The organism is Rhodococcus pyridinivorans (assembly GCF_900105195.1).
Lineage (GTDB): Bacteria > Actinomycetota > Actinomycetes > Mycobacteriales > Mycobacteriaceae > Rhodococcus > Rhodococcus pyridinivorans.
The window spans coordinates 1,445,873-1,462,626 of the sequence record NZ_FNRX01000002.1 but is presented as its reverse complement, the minus strand read 5'-3'; the positions used below and the strand labels follow the sequence as shown (position 1 = coordinate 1,462,626).

The following is a 16,754-nucleotide window of genomic DNA, read 5'->3' as shown; positions in this document are numbered from 1 at the left end:
ACAGTACCCGGCTGCATCGATCGTCCCGCAAGCTTCAGCAACGGCGCGCACCGCCGGACGCCGTGGCGCGCAGGAAGGTCGGCGCCGGCAGGTCGCGCTGCACAGCGGCGTCGGCGACGGCCTTCCGCACCGAGTCCACGCGGTCGTCCTCGCACAGCGCGATCGCCGACCCGCCGAAACCGCCGCCCACCATCCGGGCGCCGAGTGCACCGGCAGCGACGGCCGCGTCGACTGCGGTGTCGAGTTCGAGGCAGCTGACCTCGAAGTCGTCGCGCAACGAGCGGTGCGACGCATCGAGCAATGGTCCGAGATCCCGGATCCGCCCTGCCCGCAGCAACGCCGCAGCCTTCTGAACGCGGGCGATCTCGTCGATCACGTGCCGTGCGCGGCGACGTAGGACGGGATCGTCGATCAGGTCCGCCGACGAGGCGTCGCGCAAGCTCTCCACGCCGAGGAACCGGGTGGCGTCTTCGACCTCACGGCGACGCTGTCCGTACTGTCCGTCGGCGAGCTCGTGCCCGGTCCCGGTGTCGACGACCAGCACGGTCAGCCCGCGGGCTTCCGCGTCGAACGGGATGTGTTCGCTGCTGCCATCGGCGAAGTCGAGGAGCAGCGCGTGGCCCGGACGTGCGTGGAGGGCGATCCGCTGGTCGAGCCCACCGGTGGGGGCACCGGCGTAATCGTTCTCCGCGCGCACACACGCCGCGGCGAGTCGATCACGGCCGTCGTCGCCGAGGGGCAGCCCGCACAGGTCGGCGAGCGCCACCGCGACCGACGTCTCGAGCGCCGCGGACGACGAGAGTCCCGCTCCGACGGGCACGTCCGACGCGACCGCGATGTCCGCACCGGTCAATCCCGGCGGGTCGAGCGTCCAGATCACGCCGGCGACGTAGGCGGCCCAACCGTCGACGTGCCGGTCGCGCAGATCCAGGTCGACGCCGTCGAAACCGGAACTGCGCACGCGCAGTACATGATCGGAGCGCCGACGCACCGCGACGACGGTGATCTGCGGGATCGCCATCGGCAGACACAGACCCCCGGCGTAGTCGACGTGCTCGCCGATGAGATTGACGCGCCCGGGGGCGCACCAGCAGCCCTCGGGTTCGGTGCCGAACTCGGTCGCGAACAGTGCGCGGGCGGTCTCTGCGAGCGTCATGGCGCCACCTCACGCAGGCGTTCGGCGATCCGTTCGGGGGTGGTGTCGCTGATCCACGCGCCCATCGCGGATTCGGACCCTGCGAGATATTTCAGCTTGTCCGGGGCCCGCCGCAACGAGAAGATCTGGCAGAACAGCCGCATGTCCCCGCGAGGTGCACCGACCGGCGCCTGGTGCCAGGCAGCGATGTAGGGGGCGCGGTCGACGCCGGGGAAGAACCGGTCGACGCGGCCGAGAAGGTCGCGCTGGACGGCGGCGAGTTCGTCGCGTTCGTGTTCGTCGAGGGCGGCGAGATCCGGGATGTCGCGGTGCGGGACGAGGTGCACCTCGACGGGCCAGCGTGCCGCGGCGGGGACATAGGCCGACCACGCGTCGCCGGAGACCACCAGTCGGGTGCCCGCGCGTCGTTCGGCGTCGAGGATGGCGCCCTGCAGCGACCTGCCGGTCCGCTGCCGATACTCACGGGCGCGGTCGAGCAGGGCGCGTGAGCGCGGTGGGACGAACGGGTAGGCGTAGATCTGCCCGTGTGGATGTTGCAGTGTCACACCGATTTCCACGCCGCGATTCTCGAAGCAGAAGACCTGCTCGACATCCGGTTGCTTCGACAGCGCGGCGGTGCGGGCGGCGAGCGCATCGATGACGGTGCGCGCCCGCGGCACGGAGAGGTCGGCGAATCGGGCGTCGTGGTCGGGGGTGAACGCGACGACCTCGCAGCGGCCGGTCGCCGGTCGTCGCGGCCACAGACCTTCATCGTCGACGAGATCCTCACCGGCCGACGGCGCCCCGAGCGACGGAAAACGGTTCTCGAACACGACGACGTCGTAGTCGTCGGCCGGGATCTCGGTACACACGTCCGCCCTGCTCGGGCACAGCGGGCAGTCGACGGCCGACGGCAGGAAGGTGCGGTCCATGCGGTGGGCCGCGAAGGTGACCCACTCCCCCGTCAGCGGGTCGCCGCGCATCTCGGAGGTCGCCGCGACCGGCGGCAGGTCGCGGCGGTCGCGGAGGTCGCGGGTCGCGGCACCGGAGACGAACGGCTCGGTGTCGTCGAAATAGATCAGTTCCCGGCCGTCCGCGAGATGCGTGACGGTCTGCCGGACCCGCGCCCCCACGCGGCTACTTGTCGTCCAGACCCAGGTCGGCGAGGCCGAGCAGGGAACGGTACTCGACGCCCTCGGCGGCGATGACCTCATCGGCGCCGGTCGCGCGGTCGACGACGGTCGCGACACCCACGACGATCGCGCCGGCATCGCGCAGCGCCTTGACGGCGGTGAGCGGCGAGTTGCCGGTGGTGGTGGTGTCCTCGACGACGAGCACGCGCTTGCCGGTGACGTCCGGTCCCTCGATCTGCCGCTGCATGCCGTGGGCCTTGGCGGCCTTGCGGACGACGAAGGCGTCGATGGGCCGGCCGGGGGCGTGCATGACGGCGAGGGCGACGGGGTCGGCACCCATGGTCAGGCCTCCGACGGCGTCGAAGTCCCAGTCGGAGACGAGTTCGCGTAGGAGCGTGCCGATGAGCGGGCCGGCCTTGTGGTGCAAGGTCGCGCGGCGCAGGTCGACGTAATAGTCGGCTTCCTTACCGGACGACAGGGTCACGCGGCCGTGTACCACCGCCAGCTCGCGTACCAGTGCTGCCAGTTCGTCGCGGTCACTCATTGCGTCCTCACCCGTCGTTCGGCGGCGCGACGCCGGTGCGGTCGCGCTCGTGTCGGGGAACGAGCCTAGTCGCTGCGGGTCGCAGGTCAGGCAGCGACGGTGTCGGAGGTCGCCTCGGACTCCGGCCGGACGTCGTTCTCGACAACCTTCGCATCGACGGTCTCGTGCCTGCGGGCCGGCTCGGATGCGGCGACGGGCGCGGGCGCCTCGAACAGCACGACAGGTCCGACGGCCGCGAGCTTCGCGAACAGCGAGGTGGGGAATCCGCCGACCGCGGTGTTCAGTGCGCCACCGAGGTCGTTGTGTACGCGGACGGCTCCAGCGATGCGCTGCTCGCGGGTCTGCAGTTCTCGGGCGACCCGGATGAACGGCCAGTGGTTGACCCCTCCGAGTCCACCGATCAGCTCGTGGAGCGTCGCCGACAGCGCGTTCTCCGCACCGGCGCGTTCGGTGAGACCCAGGCGCTGGTCGCGCACACCGATGGCGAGCGAGCGGGCGCCGACGACGGGCCGGATGCGCTCACGTTCTACACCGGCGCCGGCCGACGCCGCGATGAGCGCGGGCACGAGATCGTAGCGGTCGTCGAGTTCGTGGAGGAGCAGGCGCAGGCTCTCCCGGTGGCGTTGCTGCAACGTCCGAAGACGGCGCACGCCTGCGCGCAACCACAGCACCACCGCAACCACGACAGCAACACAGAGCACCACAGCCACAGACGTCACGCGCAGAAATGTACCGAGCGCACGAACCGCGTCGAAGACTGCACCCGGCGTGTCCTGCGCGGTGTATCCGTACCGTGATCTGGCAACGCCCGCCGTCAGTTCGTCCGTGGCGATCGGGTGCTGTCGCGGCCGCAGCCGATCAGGTCCGGCCGCGACCGTTGCCGAAGGTGTTGGTCAGCTTCCGCACGAGGTTCTGCGGCACCAGTCGTCCCGCCGTGGCGAGCACCTTGTACTGCAGCCCCGGAATGCTGCGGACCTTGCCCTTGTCGAGGTCGGCGAGCGAAGTGCGCACCACCTCGTCGACGTCGAGCCACATCAGGTTCGGGGTGGACGACATGTCGATCCCGGCACGCTGATGGAACTCGGTACGCACGAAGCCGGGGCACAGTGCCTGCACCCGCACGCCCGTGCCGGCGAGGCCACCGGCCAGCCCTTCGGTGAACGACACGACATAGGCCTTGCTGCCGGAGTAGGTGGAACCGCGACCGGGCAGCAGACCGGCCACGCTCGCGACGTTGACGACGTCGCCCCTGCCCGCCTCGATCATCGACGGGAGCGCGGCGCGGGTGAACGCGACGACCGAGGTGACGTTGACGTCGAGCTGCGCCTGCAGCAGGCCCGGATCGGCGGTCCAGAACTCGCCGGTCGTGCCGAAGCCGGCGTTGTTGACGAGCATCTCGACACCGCGACCGAGGCGTTCGACGACGAGATCGCGACCGTCGACGGCCGCCAGATCGGCGACGATGATCTCCGATGCCGCCCCGAACTTCTGCTTCAGCTCGGCGGCGAGTTCGTCGAGGGCGGGACGGGTGCGGGCGACGAGCACGAGGTCGTAACCGCGACTCGCGAGGGTGCGGGCGAAACCCGCACCGATTCCCGAGGTGGGTCCGGTCACGAGCGCGACGGGGCGGACGGAAGTCATGGCCGCCACACTAACGACACGCGACGCGCGCGACCACTCCCCGAGGATCTACCTCAGTGACAATTCTCGGCGTTTCGCCTCAGTGACAATTCTCGGCGTTCCGCCTCAGTGACGGGCGGAGGGCCGGCCCGGATCCTGCGAACCCCGGTCCAGTTCCTCGGGTTCCACGACGGGCGGCAGCACGTGGAGGATGCCCGACAAACGCGCGACGGTCTCGATGGCCGAGTCCCATTCGCGTCCGGAGCTGCCGACGGGGATCGAGCCGAGCGTCCACTCGCCTTCGCTCCACAGCATCTGTACGTGGTCGGGGATGGACTCGGTGAACGCGACCATCCGCTGGTCGCACACGCGTCGCGCGATCTCGAGGTCGGTGGCGAAGACGATGCGCGGGCCGATCGAACCGAGCAGGTTCATGTCGGGGTCCTTCGGCGGCGGCGTCGACTTGAGCCGCAGATCGATGTCGACGTCGGAGCCGACCTTGCGCCGGACCGCGATGATCGTCGCGGTCTCCTCGATGTCGAACAGGACGAACTCCTCGCCGCGGCGAACCCCACGGACGATGTCGATCGCGCCGAGATATTCCTGCTTGGCGAGCGCCGCGCGGTGCCAGGTGGACGGCAGGTGGTCCTCGGCGGAGGTGTACTTGTAGCCCTGCGCTTTGGCCCAGATCTCCCGGATACGACCCGACTGTTCTCGCCGCGTCCGGTCGACGTAGAGCAGCGCGACCGCACCCAGCAGTGCGACCGCGGCCAGAGAGAACCACATGGCAGTCATCGTCGAGTCAGCCTAGCGGGTCAGCGGCCCGAACCACCGAAGGATGGGAGGGACGCGCTGACGACGGTCTCGGCGGTCATCCGTCCCTGCTCGACGGCACTGCCGGTCGCCACGGCGGTCGCTCCGACCTCGAGGCTGTCGGCGGTGTCGCCGGTCAGGGTGATGATCTCGGTGTCGGGGGTGAGGACGACGGTGACCGTCGAACCACCGATGACGCCGAGGGTGATGCTGCCGCCGTCGTTAGCGGTGATCGTGCCCACGACCGCGCCCGCGTCGCCCATGACCTCGCCGAGTCCGCCGGGGATCCGGTCGAGCGGCAGTCCCGGTGTGGTCGGTTCGGGTGCCGGCGGGAGAGTCGCCGTCGGCGGGGGCGCGACGGTGGCCGGGGCGCGATCCGACGCGACCCGCGAGGTGGAGTCGTCGGGCCGGCTGAGCAGGAACCCGATGGTGCCGCCGAGCGCGATGAGGACCACCGCGGCGAGCGTGATCAGTCCCCAGCGCGGGCCGCGCGGCTTCCCGGCATCCGTGCCGGGCGCCGGACCCGTGGGTGGCTGCCCGGGGATTCCGTGCCCCCGCGTTCCCGGTCCCGGGTTCATCGCCGTCTGCGGGTTACCGGGGTCGTATCCGGGGAGCACCTGTGTGGGCTGATAGCCGTGCGGGGGCGGGTAGCCCGGCTGAGGCGGATACGGCTGTTGCGACGGAGGACCCTGTTGCGACGGAGGACCCTGAAGGGAGGGATAGGCCTGGGTGGGCTGGTACTCGCTCCCCTGCGCGCCCCACTGCTCGTAGTGGGTGTACGCGACCGTCGGGTTGGTGACCGGCCGCCCGTACGCCTCGGTCGCGTCGTCGGTGTGCAGCACGCGGGTCGCGTCGGGGTCCGTCCCGTTCGACGACTCGTCGAGTGCGTAGGCCCGTTCCTGCGGGGTGCGCGGATCCTGGGGATTCTTCATAGCGCCTTCCAGAGTAGGCGCGCGCGGCCCCGGCAGCTCCTGCCACCGAGGCCGCGCACGGGCGCCGTCAGGCGCTGATCACGAGGTGGTCGCCGTCCTCGCTGACGCCCACGTGGACGGTGTCTCCGTCCTTGATCTCACCGGCGAGCAGCTTCTTGGCGAGCTGGTCGCCGACCGCCTGCTGTATCAGGCGGCGCAACGGACGTGCACCGTACTGCGGGTCGTAGCCGCGCACCGCCAGCCAGAACCGCGCGGCGCTCGAGACATCCAGTGTCAGTCGCCGCGCCGACATGCGGTCGGCGAACTGGTCGAGCTGGATGTCGACGATCTTCTCTAGCTGCTCCTCCGAGAGCGGGTCGAAGATCACGACGTCGTCGAGCCGGTTGATGAACTCCGGCTTGAACGCCGCCCGCACCGCCGCCATGATGTGCTCCCGATCGCCACCCGCACCGAGGTTCGATGTGAGGATCAGGATGGTGTTGCGGAAGTCGACCGTGCGGCCCTGGCCGTCGGTGAGACGACCGTCGTCGAGCACCTGCAGCAGCGTGTCGAAGACGTCCGGGTGTGCCTTCTCGACCTCGTCGAACAGCACCACCGTGTAGGGGCGACGCCGCACGGCCTCGGTCAGCTGACCGCCGGCCTCATAGCCGACGTAGCCCGGAGGCGCACCGACGAGGCGTGCCACCGAGTGCTTCTCGCTGTACTCGGACATGTCGATCCGCACCATGGCACGTTCGTCGTCGAACAGGAAGTCGGCGAGCGCCTTCGCCAGCTCCGTCTTGCCGACACCGGTCGGGCCGAGGAACAGGAAGGACCCCGTCGGACGGTTCGGGTCGGCGACACCGGCACGTGCACGACGCACCGCGTCGGAGACGGCCTGCACCGCGACGTCCTGGCCGACGACCCGCTTGCGCAGTTCGTCCTCCATCCGCAGCAACTTGGAGGTCTCGCCCTCGAGCATGCGGCCGGCGGGGATGCCGGTCCATGCCGCGACGACGTCGGCGACGTCGTCCTGGCCGACCTCCTCCTTGAGCATCAGGTCGCCACCGGCGGTGGTACCCGACGCGGCGGCTGCCGCCTCGAGCTTCTTCTCCAGCTCGGGGATGCGACCGTAGCGCAGCTCGGCGGCCTTGCCGAGGTCGCCGTCGCGTTCGGCGCGTTCTTCCTCACCGCGCAGGGATTCGAGCTGTTCCTTGATCTCCCGCACGGAGTCGATCGCGGTCTTCTCGTTCTGCCAGCGCGTGGTGAGCTGGTTGAGCTTCTCCCGCTCGTCGGCGAGTTCGGCGCGCAGCTTCTCGAGGCGTTCCTTCGAGGCCTCGTCGCTCTCCTTCTGCAACGCCATCTCCTCGATCTCGAGGCGACGGACGACGCGTTCGACGGTGTCGATCTCCTCGGGACGCGAGTCGATCTCCATCCGCAGGCGCGAGGCTGCCTCGTCGACGAGGTCGATCGCCTTGTCGGGTAGGAAGCGCGAGGTGATGTACCGGTCGGACAGCGTCGCCGCCGCGACGAGCGCGGAGTCGGTGATGCGCACGCCGTGGTGCACCTCGTAGCGCTCCTTGAGGCCGCGCAGGATGCCGACGGTGTCCTCGACACTCGGCTCCCCCACCAGGACCTGCTGGAAACGACGTTCGAGGGCCGCGTCCTTCTCGATGTACTTGCGGTACTCGTCGAGGGTCGTGGCACCGACCAGCCGCAGCTCACCGCGGGCGAGCATCGGCTTGATCATGTTGCCGGCGTCCATCGCCGACTCGCCGGTCGCGCCGGCGCCGACGATGGTGTGGAGCTCGTCGATGAAGGTGATGATCTGCCCGGCCGATTCCTTGATCTCGTCGAGCACGGCCTTGAGGCGTTCCTCGAACTCGCCGCGGTACTTCGCGCCCGCGACCATCGAGCCGAGGTCGAGCGAGATGACGGTCTTGCCGCGCAGCGACTCGGGCACGTCCCCGGCGACGATGCGCTGGGCGAGGCCCTCGACGATGGCGGTCTTACCGACGCCTGGCTCACCGATGAGGACCGGGTTGTTCTTGGTCCTGCGGGAGAGCACCTGGACGACACGGCGGATCTCGTTGTCGCGACCGATGACCGGGTCGAGCTTGCCTTCACGCGCCCGCGCCGTCAGATCGGTGGAGTACTTCTCCAGGGCCTGATAGCTGGCCTCGGGATCGGCGGAGGTCACGCGGCGGTTGCCGCGGACGGTCGTGAAGGCGTCGCGCAGGGCGGCCGGCGTTGCGCCGTGCCCGGCGAGGAGCTTCGCGACATCGGAGTCGCCACCGGCGAGGCCGACGAGGACGTGCTCGGTGGAGACGAATTCGTCGGTGAGTTCGGTGGCGAGTTTCTGTGCCGCGGTCATGGCCGCGATCGCCTCACGCCCGAGCTGCGGTGTGGTGGTCGCCCCGCTGGTCTGCGGAAGACGACGGACGAGGTCCTCGGCTTCCCTGCGCACCGCGGCCGGGTCGACGCCCACCGCTTCGAGCAGCGGGCCGGCGATGCCGTCGGTCTGGTCGAGCAGTGCCACGAGCAGGTGTGCCGGACGGATCTCCGGGTTGCCCGCAGCGGACGCCGACTGAAGTGCAGCGGTGAGTGCGGCCTGGGTCTTGGTCGTCGGATTGAACGAGTCCACTGCGCGCCCCTTTCTTTCTCGGTGCACCCCACGCGCAGGCGAGTGCCCCATGTCGATTCTGCAGCCGATTCCCTGCCTCGGGCAGGTCTCGGTGATGTCGAATTCTTCAACGGATCATAAGTTGAGTTTGTTCCACTCAACTTTCCTGAGTGTAGTGATTCTGCTCACAAACCACTCGCAGGTTGTGACGGACCCGGCGGTCAGTGGCCGGGCGCCCTGCAACCGACTACAGTGGCGGCGTTCGCGCAGCACGGATACAGGGAGGATGGCGTGGAGGCTTTCGCCATCGCCCGGGTTCAGCTCAGCTTCGCGTCGATCATCGCCACCCCCACCGGAGCCGAACGGTTCGCGACGGCGTTCTACAACGCCATGTGGAGCGAGTCCACCGGCATCCGCTCACTGTTCCCCGCCGGCATGGAGTCGATGCGACAGCGGTTCGCGACCGCGGTCGGCTGGGTCGTCGCCCGCCTCCACGAACCGGGCACCGTCGACAGGTTCCTCGCCCAGCTCGCGCGCGACCACCGTAAGTACGGGGTCGAGCCGCTGCACTACCGCGTCGCGGGCAACGCACTGCTCGCCGCGGTCCGCGAATGCACTCCCCTGATCCTGTGGACGGCCGCGCTCGAACGCACCTGGGCCGAGGTCGTCGACGGAGTCGTCGAGACGATGGCGACCGCCGCGGCCACCGACGACCTGCCTGCCTCGTGGGGGGCCACCGTCGTCGGCCACGAACGCGTGCTCCCCGATCTGGCCATCATCCGGCTCGAGGCCGACAGCTCGATCCCCTACTACGCGGGCCAGTACATGAGCGTGCAGATCCCGCAGCGCCCGCACATGTGGCGATACCTGTCGGCAGCGATCCCGCCGAATCCATACGGGCAGATCGAATTCCACGTTCGACGGGTCTCCACCGGATGGGTGAGCCCCGCGCTCGTCGGCGAGACCGCGGTCGGCGACCGGTGGACGATCGGCCCACCGCTCGGTGGCCTGCACGTCGACCGCGAGAGCGGCCGGGACGTGCTGATGATCGCGTCCGGCACCGGTCTCGCACCCATGCGCGCCCAGATCATGGAGATGGCGATGCGCGGCGACAACCCACGCGTCCACCTGTTCTACGGGGGCAAGTATCCGTGCGACCTGTACGACCTCGAGACCCTGTGGCAGATCGCCACGACCAACCCGTGGCTGACCATCGTGCCGGTGCTCGAGGAGAAGGAGAACCCTTGGTGGCACCCGGTTCCCGCGAAGGAACCGCCCACCGGCCTCAACCGGCCGATGTACGGCAAGCTCGGTAAGGTCGCCGGGCAGTTCGGCACGTGGGCCGACCGTCAGATCCAGATCGCCGGGTCGCCGTCGATGATCCGCACGACGCTGTACGCGCTGTCGGCGGCAGGCACCCCGCGTCAGAACATCAGCTTCGACCCGCTCTGATCTGCTTGCGCAGCTTCCGTGCTGCGAGAACGTTCCGCGTCAGCGAGATCGGGTTCGGTGGCACCCATCCCGCCTGCTTTGCCATTCCGAGGTCGTCGCGCACGGCCCAATGCTCGACGATCTTGCCGTCGGCCACCCGCATCCAATGGGCCTGACGCACCGTGAAACTCTTTCCCGTCGGCGCGAACACCTGATCGACGCGGCCCTGCTCGTCGTAGGTGGCGAAGGGTCCTTCGTGTCGCGCCGACATGACGGTGTCGAGGACGACGAGATCGTCCTGCTCCACAACGTTCTTCACCTCGAACTTCAGATCTGCGAAGGCGTCACGCAACCACAGTGCAGTCGCGAAGAAACCGTCGGGTCCGTGGACTCTGGTGGGAGGCGGTTCACTCTTTGCTTCGCGATTGACCGCGTCCGCGGACAGCACCTCGCCGAAAACGCTGCGATCACCGTCGGCCATCATCATCAGAGCCCGCACGGCGAGAGATTTCTTCTCCTCGGATCCGAGTTCCGGGGTGGACGCCGGAGTGGAATGTTCGATCTTCACGGCACTTCTCCTGCCTGTGAAACGAGACGATCGCCCCCCGGTTCGAGTATGAACCGGCCGGTCCAGAAGTCAACGCCGCAGGAGAAGGGAACGGTGGTTACATCCGCTGCGCCGCGACCGCCCGCGCGAACTCCGGATGCGCCTGCGAGATGACGAGTTCCGAACCGTCCTCGGCCACGGACATTCCCAGAGAGGCCCGCTTCGGCTCGAGCACCCGCAAGGCGACGTAGATCGGGAGGAACGACAGACCGAAGACACCGAGCAGCGCCAGACCGTAGATCTCGGGAGCGCCCTGCACGAGCGCGAACACCAGCGCGAGGAAGATGACGCCGAGGACCGTGCAGGTCGCGGCGGCGGCGATCTGCCAGCGCGTGCGGACGGCGACGCAGCGAGCACACACGGGCCAGTCCACCGCGGCGACCTGCACCGTGTAGGCTGCCTCGAGCGCCGAACCGAACCGGTTCGATCCCTGGCGGGGCTCCGATGCGTCGGCCGCGACCGTCACCCGGACACGTCCGGTCTCGGGCTCTCCGTGGCGCGGGCAGATCGGGGGGATGGGATCGATCGGTCGCATCGAACCGTCTCCGAGCGTGCTCGTCGCTCCCGAGCCCGGATATTCGACTGCCAACCGCACCTCGACCCGCTGGACGTCCCCGTTCACCATGCGAGGGAGTATGTCAGGCCGCACTCCCCGGTGAAAGCCGAGGATCTATCGGCCGCGTCGCCTCTCCGTCTCGGCCACGAAGTTCGGGTGGGCGTACGCGACAACGAGGGCCGACCCGTCGATCGGAGCCTCGAAACCCCACCAGCCCTGACGCATCTGTCTGACGAAGATCGCCGGGGTCGGAACGAGGAAGGTTCCGAACACGAGCAGCGACCACAGGGCCATGTACTCGCGGGCCCAGCCGAGGGCCGCCATCTGCACCGCGACGAGCAGGCAGACCAGTCCGCCCAGCATGCACAGCCACATCGCCCACCGTGTCAGCCGATCGATCCGGACGCACCGCGCACACATCGGTACATCGAACGCGATCACGTGTGGCTTGTGCTGCGCACGTGCACGCCACGTACTGGCCTTCGCCGCAGCTTCGGTACCGATGATGCGGATCTGCGCGCGACTGTGCCGGATCTTGCGATAGGTGGTGACCCAGGTGTGCACGCGCTCGACCTCCGGCACCCCGTGCACAGGACACACGGGTGAAAGCTCATCCTTCACCGTCAGCTGGACGGGTCGGCCCCCCAGCCGTGTCGGTATCGCATCGTCACGGTCCTGTGTCTCGAAACGCACATGCGCAAGAACATTTTTCGTGTTCCCCCCGGTTGTCACGTCGTGCACTGTAGCGGGCGTCGCAAACGCCGTTGCGATGGCCTACACTCTCGTCCGATCACGACTGGGGGATGTCTTGACACGATCGAATCTGTATGTGGACCCGGACGACCTGCGCGCTGCAACACATGATCTGCGCGATCTGGCCGACCAGGCGGATGGTGCACGCCGTTACGCCGATCGCTGGCTGACGCCTCCTGAGACCGGGGGACTGATCTACTTCGATGTCGTCGAACGGGTGCACACGGCCCGTGCCCGGCTGACGGCTCTCTACGACGAGCTGGGTGTGGCGATCGACCGAGCGGCGACGGCGATGACCGAATCCGCACGGACATACGAGGACACCGAACTGGGCACTTCGGCACAGTTCGAGCGCACCGGTCCGGACATCGGCCGGTGAGCGCTCGTCCGGACGATGCGCTCGTCGAACCCACCGCGTCCGATCCCATACCGGACCTGCTCGAACGCACCCTGGGGATGTACTACCTCTCCCCGAGCTTCTACGTCGCCGAACTCTGCAAGTTCGTGGTGGGCACGGATCCGTGGGTGTACGCGGCCCAGCACTGCGGTGGCGACTGGGAGTCGGTGCTGCGCACGAGCGATGGCGTGAACAGGCTGGCCACCTTCCACCGTGCGTACGCGACGGCCGTAGACGACGTCCACGGCACGGTTGCCCCGTGGGACGGATCGGCGGGCGGGGCCGCCGGTCGTTATCTCACCGATCTGCAGAACGCCCTCGACGAACAGGCCCGGGCCGTTCACGGGATCTCTGAGCAATTGGAGAAGATCGCCGTGTCGATGTACGAACTGAACCAAGCATTCGCCGAAATCCTCTCGGTCATAACCGATGCAGCCATCAGGGTTCTGATCAGGATCGCGGCGACGAGTATCGCCGCCGCAACCGGTGTCGGAGTTCTGGGCTCGGCGGCCATTGCAGCGTCCTCCGTAGTGGACCTGGTGATCATCAGCGACCAGTGGAGGAAGGCGATCGACGTCCACACCACAGTGTGGACGTCCATCCAGGGCCTCATCGGTGTGCTCACCGGAAATCTCGCGAAGATCGAGAACATCGAGATCCCCGGCCTCCCCGCAGTCTAGGCACCACGGTGCCGCACAGGAATCGAGAAGACATGGACGAATCCGAGATCGTCGTCGACGTCGCGCGCGGCGATACCACCCTGTCCCGCGAGATCGTCACGTCATTGCGGTCGATCGCCGATGCCACGGGCGACCCGGCCTTCGCGAAGCTCGTCGAGCAGGTGACGTCGGGTGAGCTGGGGGTGCGGGAACTCGCCGGTACAGAAGTGTTCTCGTCGATGCTCGACCGTCTGGTCGCCCCGGTCTTCGAGTCGCTGAAGGAGACGACCTTCGAGGACCTCGTCGAGGAGCGTCCCGACCCTCGAATGTAACGCAGCTCACACTCCTCGCGATGATCCATCATCAGCCACACACAGAGGAACGGACATGAGCAGGATTCACGTGTGGCTCGCGATGATCGTCGTCATCGCGGGGATCGGGCTGACGGGCCCGACCGCGTCGGCCGCAACGCCCTATTGCGGCATCCACTGGGGTTCGCTGGACAAGGTGAACCCGACGATGGTCGCCTCACCGTTCACCGCCGTGCGGGCAGGACGGCACGAGTGCTTCGACCGGACCGTCGTCGATCTCGCCGGGCCGGCCGCGGGTTACCGCGTCGGCTACGTCCCCGCCGTCCACGAGGACGGATCGGGGTTCGAGGTCCCGCTGCGCGGAGGCGCCTACCTCCAGGTGGTCGTCCTCGCGCCCGCCTACTACGTACCGGCGAACCGGCGCGAGGTCGTCGACGTGAGCGGATACCGCACCCTGCGACAGGTGGCGTGGGCCAACAGTTTCGAAGGCCAGACCACCCTCGGTGTCGGGGTACGGGCCCGGCTGCCGTTCCGGGTGTTCACCCTCGACGGTCCCGGTAGCGGTTCACGGGTGGTGCTGGACGTCGCGCACCAGTGGTGAGGCAGGACAGCGGCATTCCGAATCCACGAGTCCTGGTGACAAACAGCCGGCCCCGGCAACCACGACCGGTTGCCGGGACCGACCGCCACGCGAACGAGGTCAGCGATAGGACGCCCGCAGCGTCTTCTTGTCGAGCTTGCCCAGCGGCGTCAACGGCAGGGCGTCGAGGAAGTCGACCGATTTGGGGGCGTGCACCGAACCCTTTGCGGCACGCACCTTCTCGATCAGTTCCTCGACCGGCACCGACTGACCGTCGCGCAGCACGACACACGCCTTGACGGCCTCGCCCCACTTGGTATCCGGCACACCGACGACGGCCACGGACGCGACCGCCGGGTGCGACGAGATGACGTCCTCGATCTCGCGGGGGAAGACGTTGAAGCCGCCGGTGACGATCATGTCCTTCTTGCGGTCGACGATCGTCATGAAGCCGTTCTTGTCGGCGCGCGCGACGTCGCCGGTGTGCAGCCATCCGCCGCGCAGCGCCTCGGCGGTCTCCTCCGGCTTGTTCAGATAGCCCTTCATCACGAGCGGGCCGCGCACACAGATCTCGCCGAGTTCGCCCTGCGGCACCTCGTTCAGGTCGTCGTCGAGCAGGCGGACGTCGAGCCACGGCACGGGGCGGCCGCACGACGCGAGGCGGCTCGGATCGTCGGGGAGGTGTTCTTCCTTGCGCAGCACCGAGATGGTCATGCCGCATTCGGACTGGCCGTAGAACTGGAAGAAGACCGGGCCGAGCCGCTCGATCCCTTCGCGCAGGCGGGACGGCGACATCGCCGACGCACCGTAGAACAGGGTCTCGATGCTCGACAGGTCGCGGCTGTCGAAATCGGGATGGTCGAGCAGCATGTAGATCATCGTCGGCACGAGCATGGTCGCGTTGATGCGATGCTTCTCGATCGCTTCGAGCACGAGCGCAGGATCGAAGTGCGGCAGCACGTAGAGGCATCCGCCGCGCAGGAGCGTGGGGACGAAGAACGCCGCACCGGCGTGCGAGAGCGGGGTGCACACGAGGAAGCGCGGCTGCTCGGGCCACTGCCACTCGGCCATCTGGATCTGGTTCAGGGCCGCGCCCGAACGGAACGAGCCCATCACGCCCTTCGGCTTCCCGGTCGTGCCGCCGGTGTAGACGATGGAGGAGGTGTCCTCGATGTCGACGGGCGCGGACACGAGGCGCTGCTCGGTGAACTCCTCGGACAGGGCGAGAATGTCGGTGCCCACCGAGGACGGGCCGAGGGAGAACAGGTTCTTCAGGGTCGGCACCTGCTCGCGCAGCTCCGCTGCGCGTTCCTCGAAGTGGCGGGGATCGAAGATCAGGGTCTCGATCTCGGCGTCGGTCGAGATGTACAGGTGGTCGGAGAGCGAGCCCATCGGGTTCAGGGCCGTGGTGCGGCAGCCGGCGACCATCGTGGCGCCCATCGAGATGAGCACCTCGGGCCGGTTCTTGGACAGCATCGCGACCGCCGTTCCCTGGCCGACCCCGACGGACGCGAGCGCCTGCTGGAACCGGCTGATGGCGGCGCGCATCTCGGCTCCGGTGAGGACGACGTCACCGAGGTGCAGGGCGGGCCGGTCGGCGCTGCGGTCGAGCGCGGTGATGAGGAGATCGGGCGTGAATGCGGGGCGGTAGAGGTCGGCGTACTCCTCGGGCATGGTCGTCCTTCCGGTGTGCTGTGACGGTCCGTTGTGTGACGTCACCGGTTGGCGTTCTCCGCTGTGGTGACCATCACCTGCCGTTCGTCACGATAACCGCCCGAGGCCGAAAACTGAAACACGTTCCACTCTGCCTTTTCGGCGACTTCTCGCCTAGAGTCTTGGGCACGTCACAGCACACCACCGGGGGATCACGCATGCAGTCGGCCACGCCGTCACCGAGCGAGACCGAAACGGCAGTCACCGCAACCGTCGTCGAACATCATCGGCTCCGGCACGACCTCGCCGTCGTGCGTCTCGAATGCGACGACGCGATCGTCGATTTCCGCCCCGGGCAGTACGTCGACGTGGCCGTGCCGCAGCGCCCCACGCTGCCGCGTCGCCTCTCCCCCGCGCTGCCACCGTCGCTGGACGGCAAGCTCGAGTTCCACGTGCGCACGGTCCCGGGTGGCTGGGTGAGCGGCGCGATCGTCGCCGACACCCAACCGGGCGACGTGTGGCAGATCGGCGCCGCCCGCGGCGGCGACCTCCACATCGACGACACCGGCCGCATCGTCATCATGGTGGCCGGCGGCACGGGCCTCGCGCCGCTGCGGTCGCTGATCCTCGACACGGCGCGTCACCCGGATCCGCCCCGCACCTTCCTGTTCACGGGCGCCCGCAACCCGCGCGACCTGTACGCCGCCGACATGCTCATGCTCCTGTCCGAGGCGCTGCCGTGGCTGACGGTGGTGCCGGTCGTGGAGACCCTCGAGATCCCCGACATCCCCGACCCCTGGTTCGATCGCATCGCCCCGCGCATCGACGAGTTCGGACCCGACCCCGACGAACTGCTCGAGGGCAGCGTCGACGAGGTCGTCACGTCCTACGGTGCGTTCGGCGACCACCAGGTGCTCGTGTGTGGCCCGGCGGCCATGGTGCGCACCACCGCTCAGCGGCTGATCGAGACCGGCACCCCGGTCGAGAACATCCGCTACGACCCGTACTGAGTGCGCCCGACGTCCGGC

General features: G+C 68.4%; 18 protein-coding genes. 6 read left to right on the top strand and 12 right to left on the bottom strand.

What is annotated here, in order from left to right; translation table 11 throughout:
• Positions 1-34: 34 nt before the first annotated feature.
• The 8 genes from galK to clpB all read right to left on the bottom strand — a co-directional run bounded on the left by galK (position 35) and on the right by clpB (position 8,800).
• The gene (galK, locus tag BLV31_RS07230) at positions 35-1,156 is read right to left on the bottom strand and encodes a galactokinase (RefSeq protein ID WP_019291042.1); all 1,122 of its coding nucleotides are present in this window, start codon (positions 1,154-1,156) and stop codon (positions 35-37) included.
• Positions 1,153-2,268, bottom strand: coding sequence for a galactose-1-phosphate uridylyltransferase (gene galT, locus BLV31_RS07225; protein ID WP_006552998.1), 1,116 nt, complete (start codon positions 2,266-2,268; stop codon positions 1,153-1,155). Before galT ends, galK begins: the two co-directional genes overlap by 4 nt.
• 4 nt (positions 2,269-2,272) lie before the next feature.
• Positions 2,273-2,812 carry an orotate phosphoribosyltransferase gene (gene pyrE / locus BLV31_RS07220; protein ID WP_006552999.1) on the bottom strand — a complete coding sequence of 180 codons (540 nt, stop codon included), beginning with the start codon at positions 2,810-2,812 and terminating at the stop codon, positions 2,273-2,275.
• 86 nt (positions 2,813-2,898) lie between these two features.
• Positions 2,899-3,486, bottom strand: coding sequence for a LemA family protein (locus BLV31_RS07215; protein ID WP_064061268.1), 588 nt, complete (start codon positions 3,484-3,486; stop codon positions 2,899-2,901).
• A 184-nt stretch (positions 3,487-3,670) separates the two neighbouring features.
• Positions 3,671-4,453: an SDR family NAD(P)-dependent oxidoreductase gene (locus BLV31_RS07210; protein WP_064061269.1), complete on the bottom strand. Its 783-nt coding sequence runs from the start codon at positions 4,451-4,453 to the stop codon at positions 3,671-3,673.
• 105 nt (positions 4,454-4,558) lie between these two features.
• Entirely contained in the window at positions 4,559-5,218 is a 660-nt protein-coding gene (locus tag BLV31_RS07205; protein ID WP_006553002.1) for a TtfA family protein, read from the bottom strand.
• Between the two features lie 29 nt (positions 5,219-5,247).
• On the bottom strand, positions 5,248-6,177 hold the full coding sequence (locus tag BLV31_RS07200) for a hypothetical protein (protein ID WP_064061270.1): 930 nt from the start codon (positions 6,175-6,177) through the stop codon (positions 5,248-5,250).
• Positions 6,178-6,244: 67 nt separating this feature from the next.
• A complete protein-coding gene (clpB, locus tag BLV31_RS07195) occupies positions 6,245-8,800 on the bottom strand; it encodes an ATP-dependent chaperone ClpB (protein ID WP_064061271.1) in 2,556 nt (851 codons plus the stop codon).
• A 270-nt stretch (positions 8,801-9,070) separates the two neighbouring features.
• On the opposite strand from clpB, the gene BLV31_RS07190 reads away from it, so the two are divergent.
• Entirely contained in the window at positions 9,071-10,231 is a 1,161-nt protein-coding gene (locus BLV31_RS07190) for an FAD-binding oxidoreductase (protein WP_024101900.1), read from the top strand.
• On the opposite strand, the gene BLV31_RS07185 is transcribed toward BLV31_RS07190, so the two are convergent.
• The 3 genes from BLV31_RS07185 to BLV31_RS07175 all read right to left on the bottom strand — a co-directional run bounded on the left by BLV31_RS07185 (position 10,212) and on the right by BLV31_RS07175 (position 11,955).
• Positions 10,212-10,778: an ester cyclase gene (locus BLV31_RS07185; protein ID WP_033096225.1), complete on the bottom strand. Its 567-nt coding sequence runs from the start codon at positions 10,776-10,778 to the stop codon at positions 10,212-10,214. The two genes, BLV31_RS07190 and BLV31_RS07185, sit on opposite strands and share 20 nt — an antisense overlap.
• Positions 10,779-10,875: 97 nt before the next feature.
• Positions 10,876-11,442 (bottom strand): hypothetical protein, encoded by a 567-nt coding sequence (locus BLV31_RS07180; RefSeq protein ID WP_019291034.1) that lies wholly within the window; start codon positions 11,440-11,442, stop codon positions 10,876-10,878.
• Between the two features lie 45 nt (positions 11,443-11,487).
• A complete protein-coding gene (locus BLV31_RS07175; RefSeq protein ID WP_228044656.1) occupies positions 11,488-11,955 on the bottom strand; it encodes a hypothetical protein in 468 nt (155 codons plus the stop codon).
• Between the two features lie 226 nt (positions 11,956-12,181).
• Between BLV31_RS07175 and BLV31_RS07170 the strand changes: the two genes are divergently transcribed.
• The 4 genes from BLV31_RS07170 to BLV31_RS07155 are packed head-to-tail and all read left to right on the top strand — an operon-like array spanning position 12,182 to position 14,094.
• Positions 12,182-12,505 (top strand): hypothetical protein, encoded by a 324-nt coding sequence (locus BLV31_RS07170; protein WP_232512561.1) that lies wholly within the window; start codon positions 12,182-12,184, stop codon positions 12,503-12,505.
• Complete coding sequence (locus BLV31_RS07165) at positions 12,502-13,203, top strand: hypothetical protein (protein WP_024101904.1); 702 nt, start codon at positions 12,502-12,504, stop codon at positions 13,201-13,203. The genes BLV31_RS07170 and BLV31_RS07165 overlap by 4 nt, the downstream gene beginning before the upstream one ends.
• Before the next feature lie 32 nt (positions 13,204-13,235).
• Positions 13,236-13,514 (top strand): hypothetical protein, encoded by a 279-nt coding sequence (locus tag BLV31_RS07160; protein ID WP_064061273.1) that lies wholly within the window; start codon positions 13,236-13,238, stop codon positions 13,512-13,514.
• 55 nt (positions 13,515-13,569) lie between these two features.
• Positions 13,570-14,094, top strand: a complete 525-nt coding sequence (locus BLV31_RS07155; RefSeq protein ID WP_232512559.1) for an AMIN-like domain-containing (lipo)protein — start codon at positions 13,570-13,572, stop codon at positions 14,092-14,094.
• Positions 14,095-14,193: 99 nt separating this feature from the next.
• On the opposite strand, the gene BLV31_RS07150 is transcribed toward BLV31_RS07155, so the two are convergent.
• Positions 14,194-15,747: an AMP-binding protein gene (locus tag BLV31_RS07150; RefSeq protein WP_033096228.1), complete on the bottom strand. Its 1,554-nt coding sequence runs from the start codon at positions 15,745-15,747 to the stop codon at positions 14,194-14,196.
• 197 nt (positions 15,748-15,944) lie between these two features.
• Here BLV31_RS07150 and BLV31_RS07145 point away from each other — a divergent pair, with 197 nt between their 5' ends.
• A complete protein-coding gene (locus tag BLV31_RS07145) occupies positions 15,945-16,736 on the top strand; it encodes an FAD-binding oxidoreductase (protein ID WP_019291028.1) in 792 nt (263 codons plus the stop codon).
• Positions 16,737-16,754 lie beyond the last annotated feature (18 nt).

Coding starts and splice junctions, on each gene's coding strand:
- pyrE (WP_006552999.1), bottom strand. CDS start 2,812: ATGAGTGACCGCGACGAACTGGCAGCACTGGTACGCGAGCTGGCGGTG.
- BLV31_RS07180 (WP_019291034.1), bottom strand. CDS start 11,442: ATGGTGAACGGGGACGTCCAGCGGGTCGAGGTGCGGTTGGCAGTCGAA.
- BLV31_RS07200 (WP_064061270.1), bottom strand. CDS start 6,177: ATGAAGAATCCCCAGGATCCGCGCACCCCGCAGGAACGGGCCTACGCA.
- BLV31_RS07145 (WP_019291028.1), top strand. CDS start 15,945: ATGCAGTCGGCCACGCCGTCACCGAGCGAGACCGAAACGGCAGTCACC.
- BLV31_RS07210 (WP_064061269.1), bottom strand. CDS start 4,453: ATGACTTCCGTCCGCCCCGTCGCGCTCGTGACCGGACCCACCTCGGGA.
- BLV31_RS07155 (WP_232512559.1), top strand. CDS start 13,570: ATGAGCAGGATTCACGTGTGGCTCGCGATGATCGTCGTCATCGCGGGG.
- BLV31_RS07150 (WP_033096228.1), bottom strand. CDS start 15,747: ATGCCCGAGGAGTACGCCGACCTCTACCGCCCCGCATTCACGCCCGAT.
- BLV31_RS07205 (WP_006553002.1), bottom strand. CDS start 5,218: ATGTGGTTCTCTCTGGCCGCGGTCGCACTGCTGGGTGCGGTCGCGCTG.
- galK (WP_019291042.1), bottom strand. CDS start 1,156: ATGACGCTCGCAGAGACCGCCCGCGCACTGTTCGCGACCGAGTTCGGC.
- BLV31_RS07160 (WP_064061273.1), top strand. CDS start 13,236: ATGGACGAATCCGAGATCGTCGTCGACGTCGCGCGCGGCGATACCACC.